Origin of the sequence: Staphylococcus sp. HMSC057A08, from assembly GCF_001812925.1 — a bacterium.
Taxonomy (GTDB): domain Bacteria; phylum Bacillota; class Bacilli; order Staphylococcales; family Staphylococcaceae; genus Staphylococcus; species Staphylococcus hominis.
On the sequence record NZ_KV810847.1, the window covers coordinates 263,537 to 279,951 of the forward strand.

At 31.7% G+C, this 16,415-nt stretch carries 17 protein-coding genes, 3 pseudogenes and 1 riboswitch; of the genes and pseudogenes, 12 read left to right on the forward strand and 8 right to left on the reverse strand.

Annotated elements, in window-relative coordinates; genetic code table 11:
* Positions 1 to 4: 4 nt before the first annotated feature.
* From budA to HMPREF2881_RS03110, 4 genes are all read left to right on the forward strand, one after another.
* A complete protein-coding gene (gene budA, locus HMPREF2881_RS03105) occupies positions 5 to 709 on the forward strand; it encodes an acetolactate decarboxylase (protein WP_002449310.1) in 705 nt (234 codons plus the stop codon).
* Positions 710 to 835: 126 nt separating this feature from the next.
* Positions 836 to 1,009 carry a zinc ribbon domain-containing protein gene (locus HMPREF2881_RS11625; protein ID WP_002488210.1) on the forward strand — a complete coding sequence of 58 codons (174 nt, stop codon included), beginning with the start codon at positions 836 to 838 and terminating at the stop codon, positions 1,007 to 1,009.
* 50 nt (positions 1,010 to 1,059) lie between these two features.
* Entirely contained in the window at positions 1,060 to 1,191 is a 132-nt protein-coding gene (locus HMPREF2881_RS12015) for a hypothetical protein (protein ID WP_002488302.1), read from the forward strand.
* A gap of 142 nt (positions 1,192 to 1,333) precedes the next feature.
* Positions 1,334 to 2,050 carry an epoxyqueuosine reductase QueH gene (locus tag HMPREF2881_RS03110; RefSeq protein ID WP_002488216.1) on the forward strand — a complete coding sequence of 239 codons (717 nt, stop codon included), beginning with the start codon at positions 1,334 to 1,336 and terminating at the stop codon, positions 2,048 to 2,050.
* A 53-nt stretch (positions 2,051 to 2,103) separates the two neighbouring features.
* Here the strand turns inward: HMPREF2881_RS03110 and HMPREF2881_RS03115 are convergent, their stop codons facing one another.
* Both HMPREF2881_RS03115 and HMPREF2881_RS03120 read right to left on the reverse strand, forming a co-directional pair.
* Positions 2,104 to 2,379, reverse strand: a complete 276-nt coding sequence (locus tag HMPREF2881_RS03115) for a hypothetical protein (RefSeq protein WP_002488242.1) — start codon at positions 2,377 to 2,379, stop codon at positions 2,104 to 2,106.
* Positions 2,380 to 2,450: 71 nt separating this feature from the next.
* Positions 2,451 to 3,521 (reverse strand): quinone-dependent dihydroorotate dehydrogenase, encoded by a 1,071-nt coding sequence (locus HMPREF2881_RS03120; protein WP_002488261.1) that lies wholly within the window; start codon positions 3,519 to 3,521, stop codon positions 2,451 to 2,453.
* Positions 3,522 to 3,746: 225 nt separating this feature from the next.
* Here HMPREF2881_RS03120 and HMPREF2881_RS03125 point away from each other — a divergent pair, with 225 nt between their 5' ends.
* Together HMPREF2881_RS03125 and HMPREF2881_RS03130 are read left to right on the forward strand one after the other, a co-directional pair.
* Positions 3,747 to 4,601: a fructosamine kinase family protein gene (locus HMPREF2881_RS03125; RefSeq protein WP_002454808.1), complete on the forward strand. Its 855-nt coding sequence runs from the start codon at positions 3,747 to 3,749 to the stop codon at positions 4,599 to 4,601.
* 52 nt (positions 4,602 to 4,653) lie between these two features.
* Positions 4,654 to 4,827 (forward strand): annotated as a pseudogene (locus tag HMPREF2881_RS03130) (VOC family protein); the annotation flags it as partial.
* A 91-nt stretch (positions 4,828 to 4,918) separates the two neighbouring features.
* Here HMPREF2881_RS03130 and HMPREF2881_RS03135 read toward each other — a convergent pair.
* The 6 genes from HMPREF2881_RS03135 to HMPREF2881_RS03160 form a co-directional block, all read right to left on the reverse strand.
* Positions 4,919 to 5,788, reverse strand: a complete 870-nt coding sequence (locus HMPREF2881_RS03135) for a DMT family transporter (RefSeq protein WP_002449219.1) — start codon at positions 5,786 to 5,788, stop codon at positions 4,919 to 4,921.
* Complete coding sequence (locus HMPREF2881_RS03140; protein WP_002488198.1) at positions 5,781 to 6,206, reverse strand: NUDIX domain-containing protein; 426 nt, start codon at positions 6,204 to 6,206, stop codon at positions 5,781 to 5,783. Before HMPREF2881_RS03140 ends, HMPREF2881_RS03135 begins: the two co-directional genes overlap by 8 nt.
* Positions 6,175 to 6,891, reverse strand: coding sequence for a class I SAM-dependent methyltransferase (locus HMPREF2881_RS03145; protein WP_002488257.1), 717 nt, complete (start codon positions 6,889 to 6,891; stop codon positions 6,175 to 6,177). Before HMPREF2881_RS03145 ends, HMPREF2881_RS03140 begins: the two co-directional genes overlap by 32 nt.
* 391 nt (positions 6,892 to 7,282) lie before the next feature.
* Positions 7,283 to 7,519 (reverse strand): DUF896 domain-containing protein, encoded by a 237-nt coding sequence (locus HMPREF2881_RS03150; RefSeq protein ID WP_002488270.1) that lies wholly within the window; start codon positions 7,517 to 7,519, stop codon positions 7,283 to 7,285.
* 12 nt (positions 7,520 to 7,531) lie between these two features.
* A complete protein-coding gene (locus HMPREF2881_RS03155) occupies positions 7,532 to 8,476 on the reverse strand; it encodes an LLM class oxidoreductase (RefSeq protein ID WP_002488215.1) in 945 nt (314 codons plus the stop codon).
* Positions 8,477 to 8,633: 157 nt separating this feature from the next.
* Positions 8,634 to 9,200: a TetR/AcrR family transcriptional regulator gene (locus HMPREF2881_RS03160; RefSeq protein WP_002488190.1), complete on the reverse strand. Its 567-nt coding sequence runs from the start codon at positions 9,198 to 9,200 to the stop codon at positions 8,634 to 8,636.
* A 289-nt stretch (positions 9,201 to 9,489) separates the two neighbouring features.
* Here HMPREF2881_RS03160 and HMPREF2881_RS03165 point away from each other — a divergent pair.
* The 6 genes and pseudogenes from HMPREF2881_RS03165 to HMPREF2881_RS03190 all read left to right on the forward strand — a co-directional run bounded on the left by HMPREF2881_RS03165 (position 9,490) and on the right by HMPREF2881_RS03190 (position 16,407).
* Positions 9,490 to 10,547: pseudogene (locus HMPREF2881_RS03165) on the forward strand (PTS transporter subunit IIC).
* A gap of 111 nt (positions 10,548 to 10,658) precedes the next feature.
* Positions 10,659 to 12,083 carry a polyphosphate--AMP phosphotransferase gene (locus HMPREF2881_RS03170; RefSeq protein WP_002488284.1) on the forward strand — a complete coding sequence of 475 codons (1,425 nt, stop codon included), beginning with the start codon at positions 10,659 to 10,661 and terminating at the stop codon, positions 12,081 to 12,083.
* A gap of 425 nt (positions 12,084 to 12,508) precedes the next feature.
* Positions 12,509 to 13,237 (forward strand): aggregation-promoting factor C-terminal-like domain-containing protein, encoded by a 729-nt coding sequence (locus tag HMPREF2881_RS03175; protein ID WP_002488225.1) that lies wholly within the window; start codon positions 12,509 to 12,511, stop codon positions 13,235 to 13,237.
* Positions 13,238 to 13,353: 116 nt separating this feature from the next.
* Positions 13,354 to 13,965: pseudogene (locus HMPREF2881_RS03180) on the forward strand (phytoene desaturase family protein); the annotation flags it as partial.
* A gap of 63 nt (positions 13,966 to 14,028) precedes the next feature.
* Positions 14,029 to 14,143, forward strand: a riboswitch (SAM riboswitch).
* A gap of 68 nt (positions 14,144 to 14,211) precedes the next feature.
* Positions 14,212 to 15,381: an aminotransferase class I/II-fold pyridoxal phosphate-dependent enzyme gene (locus tag HMPREF2881_RS03185; protein ID WP_002488206.1), complete on the forward strand. Its 1,170-nt coding sequence runs from the start codon at positions 14,212 to 14,214 to the stop codon at positions 15,379 to 15,381.
* Between the two features lie 27 nt (positions 15,382 to 15,408).
* The gene (locus HMPREF2881_RS03190) at positions 15,409 to 16,407 is read left to right on the forward strand and encodes a D-lactate dehydrogenase (protein WP_002488278.1); all 999 of its coding nucleotides are present in this window, start codon (positions 15,409 to 15,411) and stop codon (positions 16,405 to 16,407) included.
* The last annotated feature ends 8 nt before the right edge of the window (positions 16,408 to 16,415 follow it).

Sequence of the window (16,415 nt, forward strand, 5' to 3'; positions counted from 1 at the left end):
TAATATGGGTCATGTATTATATCAACATGGTACATTAGGTACATTGATGGCAGGTTTATTAGAAGGAACTGCCACAATCGATGAATTATTAAAACATGGTGATTCAGGACTAGCAACACTTACAGGTTCAGACGGTGAAGTTATCTTCATTAATGGAGAAGCGTACCATGCAAATGAAAAAAAAGAATTCGTTAAACTTAAAGGTGATGAATTAACACCTTTTGCAACAATTACTAAATTTGAAGCAGATGAATCTTATGAAACTTCTAATAAAGATTCTGAAACAGTGTTAAATGAAGTAAAAGAACATATGTTAAGTGATAATTTATTCTCAGCAGTAAAAATCACTGGTAAATTTAAAAAAATGCATGTTCGTATGATGCCAAAACAAGAACCACCATATACAAGATTAATTGATTCAGCACGTAGACAACCTGAAGAAACTCAGGAAGATGTTAACGGTACAGTGATTGGCTTCTTTACACCTGAATTATTCCATGGCATTGGTTCTGGTGGTTTCCATATTCATTTCGCCAACGATGATCGTAATTTCGGTGGACACATTTTAGATTTTGAAGTAGATGATGTAAAAGTTGAAATTCAAAACTTTGAAACATTTGAACAACACTTCCCAATCGATAATAAAACGTTCACTAATACTGAAATTGATTATGCAGATATCGATGCAGAAATCAGAGAAGCTGAATAATATATTATCATTAGAGTTCGAATCTTTTAAGATTCGAACTTTTTTTATTTTTCTAAAATAATATTTTAAGCAATTCAATTTAATGGTATAATAATTTCGAATTTTATGTTTATGGAGGTATATAGGATGCAATGTCCAAATTGTGGTCAGTTATATCATCAAGGAGATTTATTTTGTGGAGAATGTGGGACAAAATTAGATCAGATTACACTATCTACAACAGCAACATCAGAATCATTAAACTTGGATAGTCATGTAAACAAAAGTATAAATCACTCTACTTCAAATTCTGTTAATTAGTCAATTCGATGATTTTGGAGTACTACGTAGATTATTTGGAAGTCGTTTTAGTGGCTTATTGTAAGCATTGTGGAAGTAAATTCGTTCCAGTTCAAAATGTATGTACTCAATATGGTACGTGTGTCATTAATGAATTTAAGCAATCACCATCTTTAAGAAATAATATAAAAAAATACAGATAGCAATAAAAATTTTCAAAGAAATAGAAGAATATGCTACTAAAAAAGTTCAAGATATAGTGAATCGATAGTAGCTGATATATCCTTATTGTATAAGTCCCAAACTAACAATAATATATAATAATTTTATAAGGAGAATTGAGAAATGTTAAATGCTGAACCTATGATTAAGAAGATGAAAAATCAAAAAATCAATTATGATAGGGTATTGAAAAAACTGATTAGTCAATGGGAGCGTGAAGGCGTTCGCCCTAAAATTTTATTACATAGCTGTTGTGCACCTTGTAGCACATATACATTAGAATATCTATCTCAGTATGCAGATATTGCTATTTATTTCGCTAATCCTAATATTCATCCTAAAAATGAATACTTAAGACGTGCCAAAGTCCAAGCACAATTTGTAAAAGATTTTAATGAGAAGACTGGACATTCGGTAAAATATATTGAAGCTGATTATCAGCCATATGAATTTATGAAGATGGCGAAATCGCGTGGTCTTACTGAAGAACCTGAAGGTGGAAAACGTTGTACAGCGTGTTTTGAGATGCGTTTAGAGCTTGTCGCAGAAGCAGCAGTGAAGTATGGATATGATTATTTCGGTAGTGCATTAACATTATCTCCTAAAAAGAATGCTCAATTAATTAACGAACTCGGTATGGAAGTTCAACGATTATACAATACATATTATTTACCTAGTGATTTTAAGAAAAATAAAGGTTATGAACGATCTATAGAAATGTGTAAGGATTATAATATATTTAGACAATGTTATTGCGGATGTGTATTTGCAGCAATGGAGCAAGGTATTGATTTTAAAAAAATTAATCGAGAAGCTAAAGCATTTTTAGAACAATTTTAAAAAGGAGTAAGAGAGAATGAGTTAAACATTCTTTCTTACTCCTTCGCTTTTAGTTATAACGTACGATGGATAAAACGCACAATAGCTAAAATAGCAATAACAAGGGTAGATAGTAGTCCAGCAATTTTTATGCCTTTCTTCTCTTTTTCAGGTTCAGGATCTTTATTTTCCATCATTTCTAATAGTTCACGTTCAATTTCAAGATCCAAAGCTGTTTTCTTTTCACCATTGTAACCGATACTATTATCGTATTCTTGAGAAGATTTGGTGTCTTCAATGTTATGCTTATCTTTAGTTTGTGACTCTTTTTGTTTAGTTTCTATAGTCATCAATATGCCCTCCGATAGTACATGTTACGTGTAATATTAGTATAGTGCACTTTATCGTTTAGTGAAATAATTTAACGTCTAGCATCTAGTCCAATAATCTCACTAATATTACTATAATGGTTTGCTTTTAAATATTTAGCAATATCTCGATTAATCTTTTTAGTTAAACCAGGGCCTTCTATCACGAGGGATGAGTAGATTTGTACAAGTGACGCACCATTTCGCATCATTTGAATAGTATCTTGTGCACTAAAAATACCACCTGTACCAATGATTAAAAATTCGCCATTCGTTTGTTGATAAGCCCATTTTACAAGTTCTAAATTACGTTTAAATAAAGGTCGACCACTTAAACCTCCGTCTTCTACTTTATTTGGAGAAGATAATCCACCACGTTGACGTGTGGTATTGGCTAAAATCATACCATCAAAGGTTTCTGTAATTTGAGGTAAAATAGTTTTAAAACCTTCAAGTTCTAAGTCTGAAGTGAGCTTTAAAAAAATTGGGACATTCACTTCATGTTGTGCTTTATAATCTGTTAAAGCATGACATAACATTGAAAATTCATCTTTATCATGGAAACTTTGTAAATTTTCAGTATTAGGTGAGCTAATATTCACAGTGAAAAATGATACATCTGCTTTAAATGCATCGATGACTTTAATATAATCTTGATAACGTTCTTCGTAAGGTGTCGTTTTATTAACGCCCACATTTAAACCTACAGGAATCGTGTAAGCATGACGTCTTAAATTCCATAAAGCTTTATTCATACCTATATTATTAAAGCCCATACGATTGATTAAGGCATCATCTTCAAGTAAGCGATACATCCGTGGTTTAGGATTGCCGTCTTGGGGTTTAGGTGTGATGCCGCCAAGTTCAAGAGCACCGAAACCAGCATTTTCAAGTGCTTTAGGCACTTCACATGATTTATCAAAACCAGCAGCTAAACCAACTGGATTTTTAAATGTTATCCCTTTAATGTTTTGTGAAAGAGAGGGGTGTTCATATGTAAATAATTTATTTACAAAAGGTAGTAAAAAAGCATTTTTCTGAGTGAATTTTAAGGCATCTACTGTCAATCCATGTGCCTTTTCAGGTTCGATTTTGAATAAAAGAGGTTTAATTAATTTGTACATAATAATGCTCCATTTCATTGTATTTGAGGCTTACGATCCTCATTTAATATCATTGAAAAAACATTCCTTTAATAGACTAGCACGTTCGTTTAAAAATGAATAGTCTAATTTGAAAGTGTTTGAAAAATTGCCTAACTTTATATCATTTTGGAATGACAAAGGTTAAAGCACATCCATTTAGGTAATAGAATAGTAGATAAAGAATTGGACTAAGGAGGATAATTAATGAAATCAGAATGGAAAAATCAATTACCTTTAGAAGGTATTCAAGATATTTCACCAGTAAGCGGTGGAGATGTAAATGAAGCATTTAAAATTACAACAAACGATGATATATATTTTTTATTAGTTCAAAGAAATCGTAAATCCTCTTTCTACGCTGCCGAAATAGCTGGACTAGAGGCATTTGAAAAAGCAGATATTACAGCACCAAGAGTGATTGAAAATGGTGAAATTAATGGCGATGCGTATCTATTACTCAGTTATTTAGAAGAAGGCAGTAAAGGCAGTCAAAAAGAATTAGGACAACTTGTAGCCAAAATGCATAGTCATCAACAGTCAGAAGGTAAGTTTGGATTCGAGTTACCTTATGAAGGGGCTGATGTCTCATTTGATAATACATGGTCAGAGTCTTGGAGTGAAATTTTCGTAGAACGTCGTATGGATCATTTAAGAGATGAACTATTACGTAAAAATTTATGGAACGAAGAAGATAATAAAGTATACGAACAAGTACGTTCTGTTATGATTAATGAATTAGAAAATCATAACAGTAAACCGTCTCTTTTACACGGTGATTTATGGGGTGGTAATTATATGTTTTTAAAAGATGGACGTCCTGCCTTATTTGATCCAGCACCGTTATATGGAGATAGAGAATTTGACCTAGGTATCACTACTGTCTTCGGTGGATTTACACAAGAATTTTATAATGAATATGAAAAACATTATCCTTTAGGAAAAGGAGCAGAAAAACGTTTAGAGTTTTATAGATTATATTTATTCATGGTGCATTTAGTTAAATTTGGTGGTATGTATGCAAGTAGTGTGAATCGCTCAATGGATCAAATATTAGCCTAATAGAAAACTTCGGGTTAAGTCTTCTTAATCCGAAGTTTTTTATTTCGTCTTTAATGAAGTCATCATATCATTAGGTGTTAAAACTAATAATGAAGTGGATGAATTAATGCATAAAGTGGAAGCATTAGGTGGTAAGGTGATTGATGAACCTAAGACTTCTCAAGGATATTATGGTGCAACATTTGCTGATCCAGATGGACATAAATATAATTTCTTAGTTTGTTAGTTCAATTAATTTTATAAAATACGCCAATTAATATACGCCCCAAAGTTAGAATGAGATCTAATGGTGGGGCGCATTTTTAATGAAAAAGTTATCATGAAGACGTTTTTTTATCTTTATATAGATTCATATAAATGATAGAAATAATGATTAAAATCGCGCCGGTTATGAATTTAGGTGTTAATGGTAAAGGGAAAAACGGGAAAGAAAATATAAACACAAATATAGGATTGAGGGTTCTTATAATATTCGCTTCACGAAACGAAATGTATTTCAAACCTTCATAAAATAATAAAAGTCCTATTACGCCACTACACAAAGCAGAAAGTAAAATAGAGAACAAGCCTATGCTTATATGTATGGTATGTAAATGATTAGTCACAATTAATATGATACCTAGCAACAAAGTAGAAGTCGCCTGATTGTATAGTAAGATGGTTTTAGAATCAATGTCTTTGACGGTCTTTTTAGCTAACATATTCGTTAGCGCAAAAAAGAATGTATAAGATAGGGTGGCAATCACACCTAATATACTGTTAAAATCACCTGAAAAATGAGTAATCAAGAATGAACCTATAACAGCAAAAATTATAGGAAGGGTATCGTTTTTGCACAACGTTTCATTTAGAAAGAGCACTGAAAGAAACAACGCAAATATAATATAAAATCTTCCTAATAATCCAACACTAACTGGATCTAACAAACTTAAACTTACATATTGGAGTAAAATACCTATTGTATTAGTAATACCTAAGAGCCATATAAATTTGTTATGATAGATTTTTATTTTACTTTTATCGAGTAATACAGTTATTAATAATATTAAAGTTGAAAACAAAGCATTAAAAAAACTTGCTTGAATAGGTGATAAATCAGTGAGTGAAAATTTGTTTAATATTGGGGTTAAAGACATGATTGCTACGGAAATAATACTAAATAAATACCCTTTTTTAACTTTATTCATGGTATGCCCCTAAATATTTAAAAATTTCTTCATATAACCCATCTTGAAATGATAATAAATTTTTGTCTAATGGTTCTTTCGTAAGTATTCTTTCAGTAGTTTCTGAATATTTCGGTATATCTTTAAAATAGCTTACTTCAGCTTTTGTAATTGTAGTGGTATGGCCATTTGGTAGTATATAGTAACCTAAATAGTCTATATCACTTTCATTGATGACAGCGCCAGACTCTTCATAAGCCTCTCTGATAGGTGTCTCATTCATCGTTTCATTATGGTTTACCTTACCTCCTGTTAATTCCCATGCTCTTTTTTTATTTTTAACAAAAACAAGATGTCCTTGATAGGTTAAAACAATTAAAACAGAATCATATTTTGTAACTGTCTCATTAAATTGAAGTTTGATATGATTTATAATCATTTTTATCTACCTCCTTTATGAGGTAGATATAACTGTAGAATCCAAAATTTTTATTAAAAACATTTAATATTTGATCAATTGATGAAATCAGTTTAAAACTGATTGAGTCGTTCTTAAAAGTCTTTCGTAGTTCAGTCTTTCGTGAGACTACTTTAAAACCATATTTATTAGCTATCTTTTCTAAATCATTTACGCTATATTCCGTTTGATAACCAAATTTCCAAACTTTTAATAAAATTTTTATTTTCTTATCTAAAATACCAAACGAATATTTATTTGGTGTCATTAATATAAGGTGTCCATTAGTTTTCAATACTCTATACATTTCATTCATGACTTTATCAGGGTTTAGAAAATGTTCTATAACACCTAATGAACTAACTGTATCAAATGTATTTTGAGGGTAAGGTAAATTTTGAACATCTCCAATAACATACTTAAATTTGATTCCAGTTTTAATCATATACTCAGTTGCAATACTTTTTGCATTTTCAGAAATATCAATACCATGTCTTTCAATTTTATATTTCTCAATAAGTTTGAATAGGATGGCCCCATCCCCGCATCCAGCTTCTAATACTTTATCGCCAGGACTAAAATAATATTCATTATAAATAAATGTTTTTAATTTATCTTTTGCTCTTTCAATTCTTGATGGTGGGAAATTATATGATACTTTATTCATAGATGCACCTTCTTAGTTGTTTTATATATTATTATATATTTATTTTATATAATATCATAATTATTATCGTGATAAGTTATGATGTTTGATTCTATACCTGAATATATCTTATAAATAAATATTTGTGGCTTGAACTATTCTACGATAGACTATGAAATATATTTGTTGAGTGGCATATAGAATCAGTCGCATAAACGAACATAAGTGAGCAATCACTTCATTAAGTAGTTTTAATTATTAAAATCAAAGAACTACTTTATATTTTCTCTAGGAAAGGGTTTCAACAAAATGAGCTGTGATTCAATTAAGAACTTTACTCAAAATATGGACATAAAAAATCTGCCCTCAAAGTCAGAACTTTGAAGGCAGTCTAAGTCTTGATAATAAAATTTTAATTTTTTTGAATGTTGCCGTATTCTTCTCTTAAGTCATACACTTTATCAGGTGTAACGTCTTGACCAAGTGGATCGACAACTTTCATAGTTGAGAATGTATGAAGGACTTGGCCTCTAATCATTCCTAAATATTCTTGTCTTAATTGATGTTGTTCTTGTTTTTCTTCAACACTCAAACTTTCAACTTTTTCTTTATTTGCTAATTGATTAATTCTATCTAGTAATTCTCTCATTATTTATTCCTCCTAATTTGTATGAGGTGGGAAGTGGGGTACAATATACGTTCCAACTTCTTCTATAAGTGCTTCGATATCACGATCATCATTTGTAAATCTTAAGATAATATGATTTGTATTAATGGATTCATAAGCTTTTAATATTTGTAGTAAATTTTTACGTCCAGTACGGAAACCACCTTTAATCGGTTTTACGGTTTCATTTGGATTTTGGGATAAATCAATCATTAGAATATTCATAAACGGTTTGAATCGGTCGGTACCACTGTGCCAAGCTTCAACTAATTTCTTTTGATCTTGAAAAGGTTGTGCGTAAAATAGCCAACCATCCATATGCTGTTGTAACCAGGACATGGATTGTCTTGAGTAGCCTGTACCAAACATCGGAATCGTATGATGTTTAGGCAATACTTGTAACCCAGAATCCTCATATAATTCAAAAATTGAATTTGAAATGTTGGGAGAATGTGATTGCCAAAGCGCTCTTAATGATTGAATGGTTGTTTGATAACGTTCTGTTAATGCACTTTCATCTACTTTAAATGCAGGGAATTCGAAAGCGCGATCACCGGTAGCCATACCGAGTAATAAACGTTGATTGGAAATAAGATCAAGCGAGGCTGCTGATTTAGCTAAATGGATAGGATGACGTAGTGTTGCCACAATACTGCTGGTCCCAAGTGCAATTTTTGAGGTAAACGCACTTAAATACGTTAGGAAAACAAATGGGTCGTAATTTTCAGTTACGGGTCCTAAATGAGGACTATAAAGTGGATTATCTCTCACGAATAAACTTGTAAATCCTAATCGTTCAGCTTGTTGTGCAAACTTCACTTGTTCATTAAAATCAATATGCTCTTTATTTTTACTATCAAATGGTAGGGATAGACCTAATGTTAATTTATGATTTTTAAAGGTACGTTTAAAACCCTCATGATTTTCTATCTTGGACATATCACCCCTCCTAACTAAATTTTATCTAAACAACACTCATGATCTAAACAACAAGTGTTGTTTATAATATAACGTAAATAATCATTTTATGCAAGTCGCATGCTTTTCTATAAAATAACACTTACAATCATTAAGACTGTAAGTGTTGTTTATAGAATTATAGATTTGTAATATGGTGAAGTAAAAACGGTAAGTTTTGATCAATAAATTGCTCAGCACTTAGTTCGCTTGTATCTAACCAATGTCTTGCCAACCCGCATAAACCAGCGGCTAAAAAACTTGCGCTATTTTCAATAATACTAGAATCGTGTTCGGGATATTTATGTTGTAACATAAGGGTAAAAATAGCTTCCAACTCGTTGTTAATGCATTTATGAGCATGGTTACAAAATGTCTCACGATTGAGTTTGCAAGCATTTTGTACATTTTCCAAATAATATGCTATCGAGACAAATAATTTAGAGATAATCTGACCATTGAGCGTTTCTGAAATAGACAACGCTTCTTTAATATCTTTAAGAATAGTCATTGATAATGAATAATCTAATATTTCATATTTATCATTAAAGTGTGCATAAAATGTAGCCCGATTAACAGTAGCACGGTCAGTAATATTTTTTACTGTAATTTGGGTCATTTCTTTTTCTTGTGATACATTTAGAAATGCTTCTACGAGTAATTGTTTTGTACGTATGACTCTTGGATCAATTTTATTGCTTGGCACAAAGACACCCCTTTCATTTTAAAATGTGATTACTTTAAATTATTAAACGAACAAAGAAGGTTGTCAAAGAGTATGATTACTCTTTTTATTTTAAACTATTATAATAGAAGAAACTCGTTTTTTCTTTTTAAATTACATATATATTGTTGGTCAAAATTCTTAAAATATCCATAAAACCAGAAAAATTTAAGAAAATAATAAAATAAATATTCTGAAAATTTAGAAAATGTGTTATAGTATTTTTTATCATTACTTAATACAACAACAAAATATTATAGGAGGTATAAGAATGACAACAGAACTTAGAAAAATAAGCGTTGGAGATTTTATTTTTAGAGTACTTTCCGGAGTGGCTATTGGGATTGTGGTAGGTTTAGTACCGAATGCCATTTTAGGTGAAATCTTTAAAGCACTTATGCATCACCATCCTATTTTTGCAACATTACTACATGTTGTTCAAGCATTACAATTTACTGTACCAGCATTAGTAGGTGCGTTAATTGCAATTAAATTTAATATGACTCCTCTTGCGATTGCAGTCGTATCAAGTGCAGCTTATGTAGGAAGTGGCGCTGCTCAATTTAAGAATGGGGCTTGGATTATTGCAGGTATTGGTGACCTCATCAATACGATGATTACTGCAGCAATTGCAGTTTTATTTATTCTACTTATTGAAAAACGTGTAGGAAGTATGGCATTGATTGTTTATCCAACAATTGTTGGAGGTCTCTCAGCTACAATTGGTGTGCTCATCCTACCATATGTACATACTATAAATATTGCGATTGGTAATATGATTAATAGTTTCACTGAATTACAACCTGTATTGATGTGTATGTTAATCTCAATGGTATTTAGTTTTATTATTATTTCCCCATTATCAACAGTAGCTATCGCTATTGCCATTGGTATTACAGGTTTAGCAGCAGGTTCAGCTTCAATTGGTATTTCAGCTACTGAAGCTGTTTTACTTATTGGCACAAGTCAAGTAAATCGTGTTGCAGTGCCAATTTCTATTTTTTTGGTGGCGTGAAAATGATGATGCCAAATATGGTGAAATATCCAATTATTATGTTACCTATTTTGATTACCGCAGCGATTTCTGGTGTAGTGGGTAGTCTTATCGGTATTGCTGGAACAAAAGAATCTGCAGGATTTGGATTTATTGGCATGATTGGGCCGATTAGTGCATTTAAATTTTTACATGTCGATTCAGCCGTTATGAGTATCATCCTAATTATTATTGGTTTTTTTGTTGTACCTTTAGTAACAGCATTTATACTAGATGTTATTTTACGCAGAGTCTTAAAATTATTTACAAATGATATTTACAAATTTATGGGATAAACGTATTAAGCCTGGGACATGATGAATTGTCTCAGGCATTTTTAAATTTAAATGATAAACGTCAATAATGTTACAATAAAATAGAAAAAAGATTAAAAGGATGAAGGGTTAATGGCGAAAAAAATTGAAGCTTTAGCATTAAAAACAGCAGAATTAACACGACGTACACATGCACTAGGCATTCCAGTGATGATATTATTTGAAGGTGTACCTGCATCTGGGAAGACGCGCTTATCTAATGAGTTATTATTAAATTTAGATGCGAAGTATACACAATTTATTGCGACACAGTCACCTAAACAGGATGATTTAAGATATCAATTTTTACAAAAATATTGGAATACCTTACCTAAAAAAGGTGATATAAATATTTATTTTAGAAGCTGGTATTCTCATTATCTAGATTATAGAGAAAATAAAATTAAACACGACAAATATAAAAACTATGATGTACTCAAACAACAAATATCTTCTTTTGAAAATATGCTTAAACGAGATCACTATGAAATCATTAAGTTTTTCATAGAAATTAATGAAGAAAAGCGTCAAGAGCATATTCAACAAACCAAAGATAACCCATTGACGCGTTGGAAAGTTCAAGAATATAGTAATGTACTTCCAACAGATATTTACCTTAAAGATATGCGTCAATTTATAAAAAATGATAAAGCATGGGAAATCATTGATTATACCGAAAGAGAAAAAGCAATCGAAACAATGTATGAACATATTATCAAACGTCTTGAAACAGCGATTGAGAAGCATGAGCAAAAAGAAGAACAGCGAGACGGTAAATTTCATTCTAATTTTAAAACACACCTTTTTGATAGAAAGGTGGATAAAGTAAAAAAAGATGAATATAAACAGCTCATCGAGGAATTACAAAATCGTATGAGAGAAATTCAATTCGCTTTATATGATAGAAAGATTCCACTTATTTTAGTATTTGAAGGTATGGATGCAGCTGGTAAAGGTGGAAATATTAAACGAATTAGAGAAAAATTAGATCCAACGGGTTATCGAGTGAATGGCATTAGTGCCCCTACAGATGTTGAATTAAAACATCATTATTTATGGAGATTTGCGAAGGAAATGCCAAGAACAGGGCACATCGAATTATTCGATAGAAGTTGGTATGGTCGTGTATTGGTAGAGCGTGTCGAAGGTTTTGCTACTATCGATGAATGGCAACGTGCATATGATGAAATAAACGCATTTGAGAAAATGTGGACAGATGAAGGAGCGATTATTTTAAAATTCTTCCTTACATTAGATAAAGAAGAACAATTAAAACGTTTTAAAGATCGTCAAGAAAATATTAATAAACAATGGAAAATTACAGATGAAGACTGGCGAAATAGAGAAAAATGGGATTTATACGTGGAATCAAGTCACGATATGGTTGAGAAAACAAATACATCCTATGCACCATGGCTTGTTGTCCCTGCTGATCATAAAAAAACCTCTCGTATTGAGATACTAAAATATATTATTCGTAATTGTGAAAAGGTACTTTGGGGAGTAAAAGATTATTAAAAATAAATAAGGAAACTTAATACGTGCAAGCTCTTGTTTTTTATTAAAAGTAAAGAATTTAAATAGCCAATTACATTTTAAAAATATTACAGTAATGTAACAAAACATTAATTTGTAATATGACTAATGACGTTAAAGTATTGTAAATTTTGTAAGAAAGTATTGTAAAACGTTAATTTATAATAAAAATAAACTCCATATTGATAGTTTTTTTATATTACAAGAAGTATTTAATATGTTTCAATATTACAAAATGATGGATTAATTGTAATTTTTTGTAAAACAAGTGTAATACTATTCTACAAATTTTGTGTTATAGTAGCTATTGTCAAAAGTTAAATAACAAATCAAAACAGAAATTAATCTTAAATAAAGAATGAAACATAACGAAAATATATATTTCAATTTTGGAGGAATTATCTATTATGAAAAAAACAGTAATCGCTTCGTCATTAGCAGTAACTTTAGGTTTAACAGGATATGCTTTAACAAACGATCACAGTGCACATGCATCTGAACAAACAACTAACTATTCTCATTTAGCTGACTTAGCTCAAAATAACCCATCTGAATTAAATGCTCACCCAGTACAAGCTGGTGCATATAACATTTCATTTGTAAAAGACGGTTTCAAATATAACTTCACTTCAAATGGTAACACTTGGTCTTGGAACTACACTTACGCTGGTGGTGCTGACACAGTTCAATCAACTACTGACTACACTGAGTCTTATAATCAAGCTTCAACTCAATCAGTAAGTTCAAATAATCAAGCTAGCACTTCAAATGTAAAAGCTGTTTCAGCTCCAGTACAAAGAACTTCTAGCTACAATAACTACAGTGCTCGTACAACTTCATACTCAGCACCAAAAACTACTTCATACTCAACTGCTTCAACTGGTGGATCAGTTAAAGCTCAATTCTTAGCTAACGGTGGTACTGAAGCTGCTTGGAATGCTATCGTAATGCCTGAATCAGGTGGTAATCCAAATGCTGTTAACCCAATTGGTTACAGAGGTTTAGGTCAAACTAAAGAAGCTTGGGGCACTGGTTCAGTAGCTACACAAACTCAAGGTATGGCTAACTATGCTAAATCACGTTATGGTTCATGGGATGCAGCAATTGCTTTCCGCCAAGGTCACGGTTGGTGGTAAGATTTAAGTAGATAACTGGATAGGACATCGAGTTATCAAAAAAGGAGGACGACAATGTCGTTCTCCTTTTTTTATTTTTTAATATAATATTTTTAATTTCTTGCTTAATACATATAAAGATAGATAAAATGGATTATTCATGTTCTGCATTTTTAATTTATGCAGGAATAAACAGAGATTTGAAAGATAAAGTTCATTTGCATAATGTGATTTTTGCTGAAGATTTTAGAGGGAATATTGACGATATCTTTGAAGGAAGATTGCCGAAAGACCCTTCTATATATCTTTATTTCCCCTCCGTTGAAGATGAGGAATTGGCTCCTGAAGGAAAAACAAGTATGTACATTTTAATGCCAGTACCTGAGCTTAAAACAGGTCAAATCGATTGGAACAATCCAGCCATAATTGAACAGGTTAAAAATGAAATTTACAAAAAAACAGAAACAATTGAATCACTTAAAGGATTACGTAACGATATCGTATCCGAAACTATTTTTACACCCTTAGATTTTGAAACACATTATAATGCTAAATTCGGTACAGCCTTTGGATTAATGCCTACTTTAGCACAAAGCAATTATTACCGTCCGCCTAACGTGTCCCGTGATTATAAAGATTTATATTTTGCAGGCGCAAGTACACATCCAGGCGCAGGCGTACCCATTGTATTAACAAGTGCTAAAATAACAGCAGAAGCTATGTTAGAAGATATAAAAAATATGAAATAGAATAAATAAATCTGAAAATTGACAATTATCAGTGTAATGTTAAAATAAGACTTAATACGTAAGAACTTATCGAGAGAAGTGAAGGGATTTGGCCCAATGAAACTTCAGCAACAGGCTTCATAAATATAAAGTACTGTGCTAATTCCAAGAGGATAATAAATAACCTCAAAGATAAGTGACATATATCTTATGAAGCTATATGCCACACAAAAGTGGTATATAGCTTTTTATTTAAGGAGGAATAACATGGTTATTTCAAAAAGATTAGCAGCCATTCCTGATAGCTATTTTGGAAAAACGATGGGCCGTAGAGTAGAACATGGCCCTTTACCACTTATTAATATGGCAGTAGGCATTCCCGATGGTGAAACACCAGAAGGTATTATTGAGCATTTTTCTGAAGCGATTCGCATTCCTGAAAATCAAAAATATGGTGCCTTTCATGGTAAAGAATCATTTAAAGAGGCCATTGTTAATTTTTACCAACGTCAGTACAATGTGACATTAGATAAGGAAGATGAAGTATGTATTTTATATGGTACAAAAAATGGATTAGTAGCGTTACCTACATGTGTTGTTAATCCTGGAGAAAATGTGCTACTTCCAGATCCTGGATATACAGATTATTTAGCAGGAGTGATGCTTGCAGATGCCAATCCTGTTCCATTAAATTTAGATCCTCCAGATTATTTGCCAAATTGGGATAATGTAGATAAGAGAGTACTAGACAACACAACGCTTGTTTATTTAACGTATCCCAATAATCCAACAGGATCAACGGCTACAAAAGAAGTATTTGATGAAGCAATTGAACGATTCAAAGGTACAAAGACAAAAATCGTGCACGACTTTGCTTATAGTGCTTTTGGCTTTGATGCTAAAAATCCAAGCATACTTGCTTCAGAACACGGTAAAGATGTCGCCATTGAAATTTTCTCACTTTCAAAAGGATATAATATGTCAGGTTTCAGAGTAGGGTTTGCAGTAGGAAATAAAGACATGATTCAAGCATTAAAGAAATATCAAACGCATACAAATGCTGGAATGTTTGGTGCGTTACAAGATGCAGCGACATATGCACTTAATCATTATGATGAATTTTTAGAAGAACAGAATGAAACATTTAAACGGCGTCGAGACAAGTTTGAAGCAAAATTAAGTGAAGCCCATCTACCATTTGTGCATTCTAAAGGCGGTATCTATTCATGGTTACGTACACCTCCAGGTTATGATAGTGAAACCTTTGAACAATATTTATTAAAAGAGAAATCTATTTTAGTTGCTCCAGGTATACCATTTGGTGAAAATGGAAAACATTACGTGCGTATCTCACTTGCATTAGACGATAAATGGTTAGAAGAAGCAGCTAGTAGATTAATGGACCTAGCTGATATGTATAAAGCAAAGCATCGTTAAAAAATTATGAAGGAAGATGATCAATATATGACCAAAATTAAAATTATGAGTGTAAGAGATGAAGATATACCATATATTAACGAGTGGGCGAAACAAAACAATGTTGATGTTGATTTAACCAAAGACATGTTAACAGAGACAACAGTTGATACTGTAAAAGGGTTTGATGGTCTATCGTTATCTCAACAACATCCAATTTCAGAAGAGGTTTTTGCGAAATTGAAACAATATGGAATTAAGCAAATTGCACAACGTAGTGCAGGATTTGACACGTATGACTTAGATTTAGCTACTAAATACGACATCATTATCTCAAATGTACCCTCGTATTCTCCAAGTTCAATTGCTGAATTTGCTGTTACACAAGCTATCAATATTGTAAGGTATCAAAAACGTATTCAACATAAAGTGCGCAATTATGATTTTCGTTGGGAACCTTCTATATTATCACAATCTATCCGAGATTTAACTGTGGCAGTAATTGGTACTGGACGCATCGGTTCGATTGTGGCAGAAATTTTTGGAAAAGGTTATAACAGCAAGGTTGTTGCTTATGATCCATTTCCAAATACCGCTTTAGCAAAATTTGTTGATTATAAAGATACATTAGAAGCAGCAATTAAAGAAGCTGATATTGTTACTGTGCATATTCCAGCTACGAAATATAATCATCATTTGTTTAATAATGTTGTTTTTTCAAACTTTAAAAAAGGTGCCGTATTTGTGAATGCGGCAAGGGGATCAATTGTAGATACACAAGCTTTACTTTCTGTTATAGATAGTGGTCGAATTAAAGGGGCTGCATTAGATACATATGAATATGAAAGAGGGTTATTCCCAGGTGATTATCGTGGAAAAGAGATAGATGATGTATTGTTAAAGCAACTTATCAAAAGAGAAGATATTATTTTAACACCACATATTGCTTTCTATACAGAAGCGGCCGTCAAAAATCTCATAGTAGATGCACTTGATGCAACTATGGATGTTTTAACTAGTGGTACGACTAAACTAAGAGTAAATTAAAATAAAAA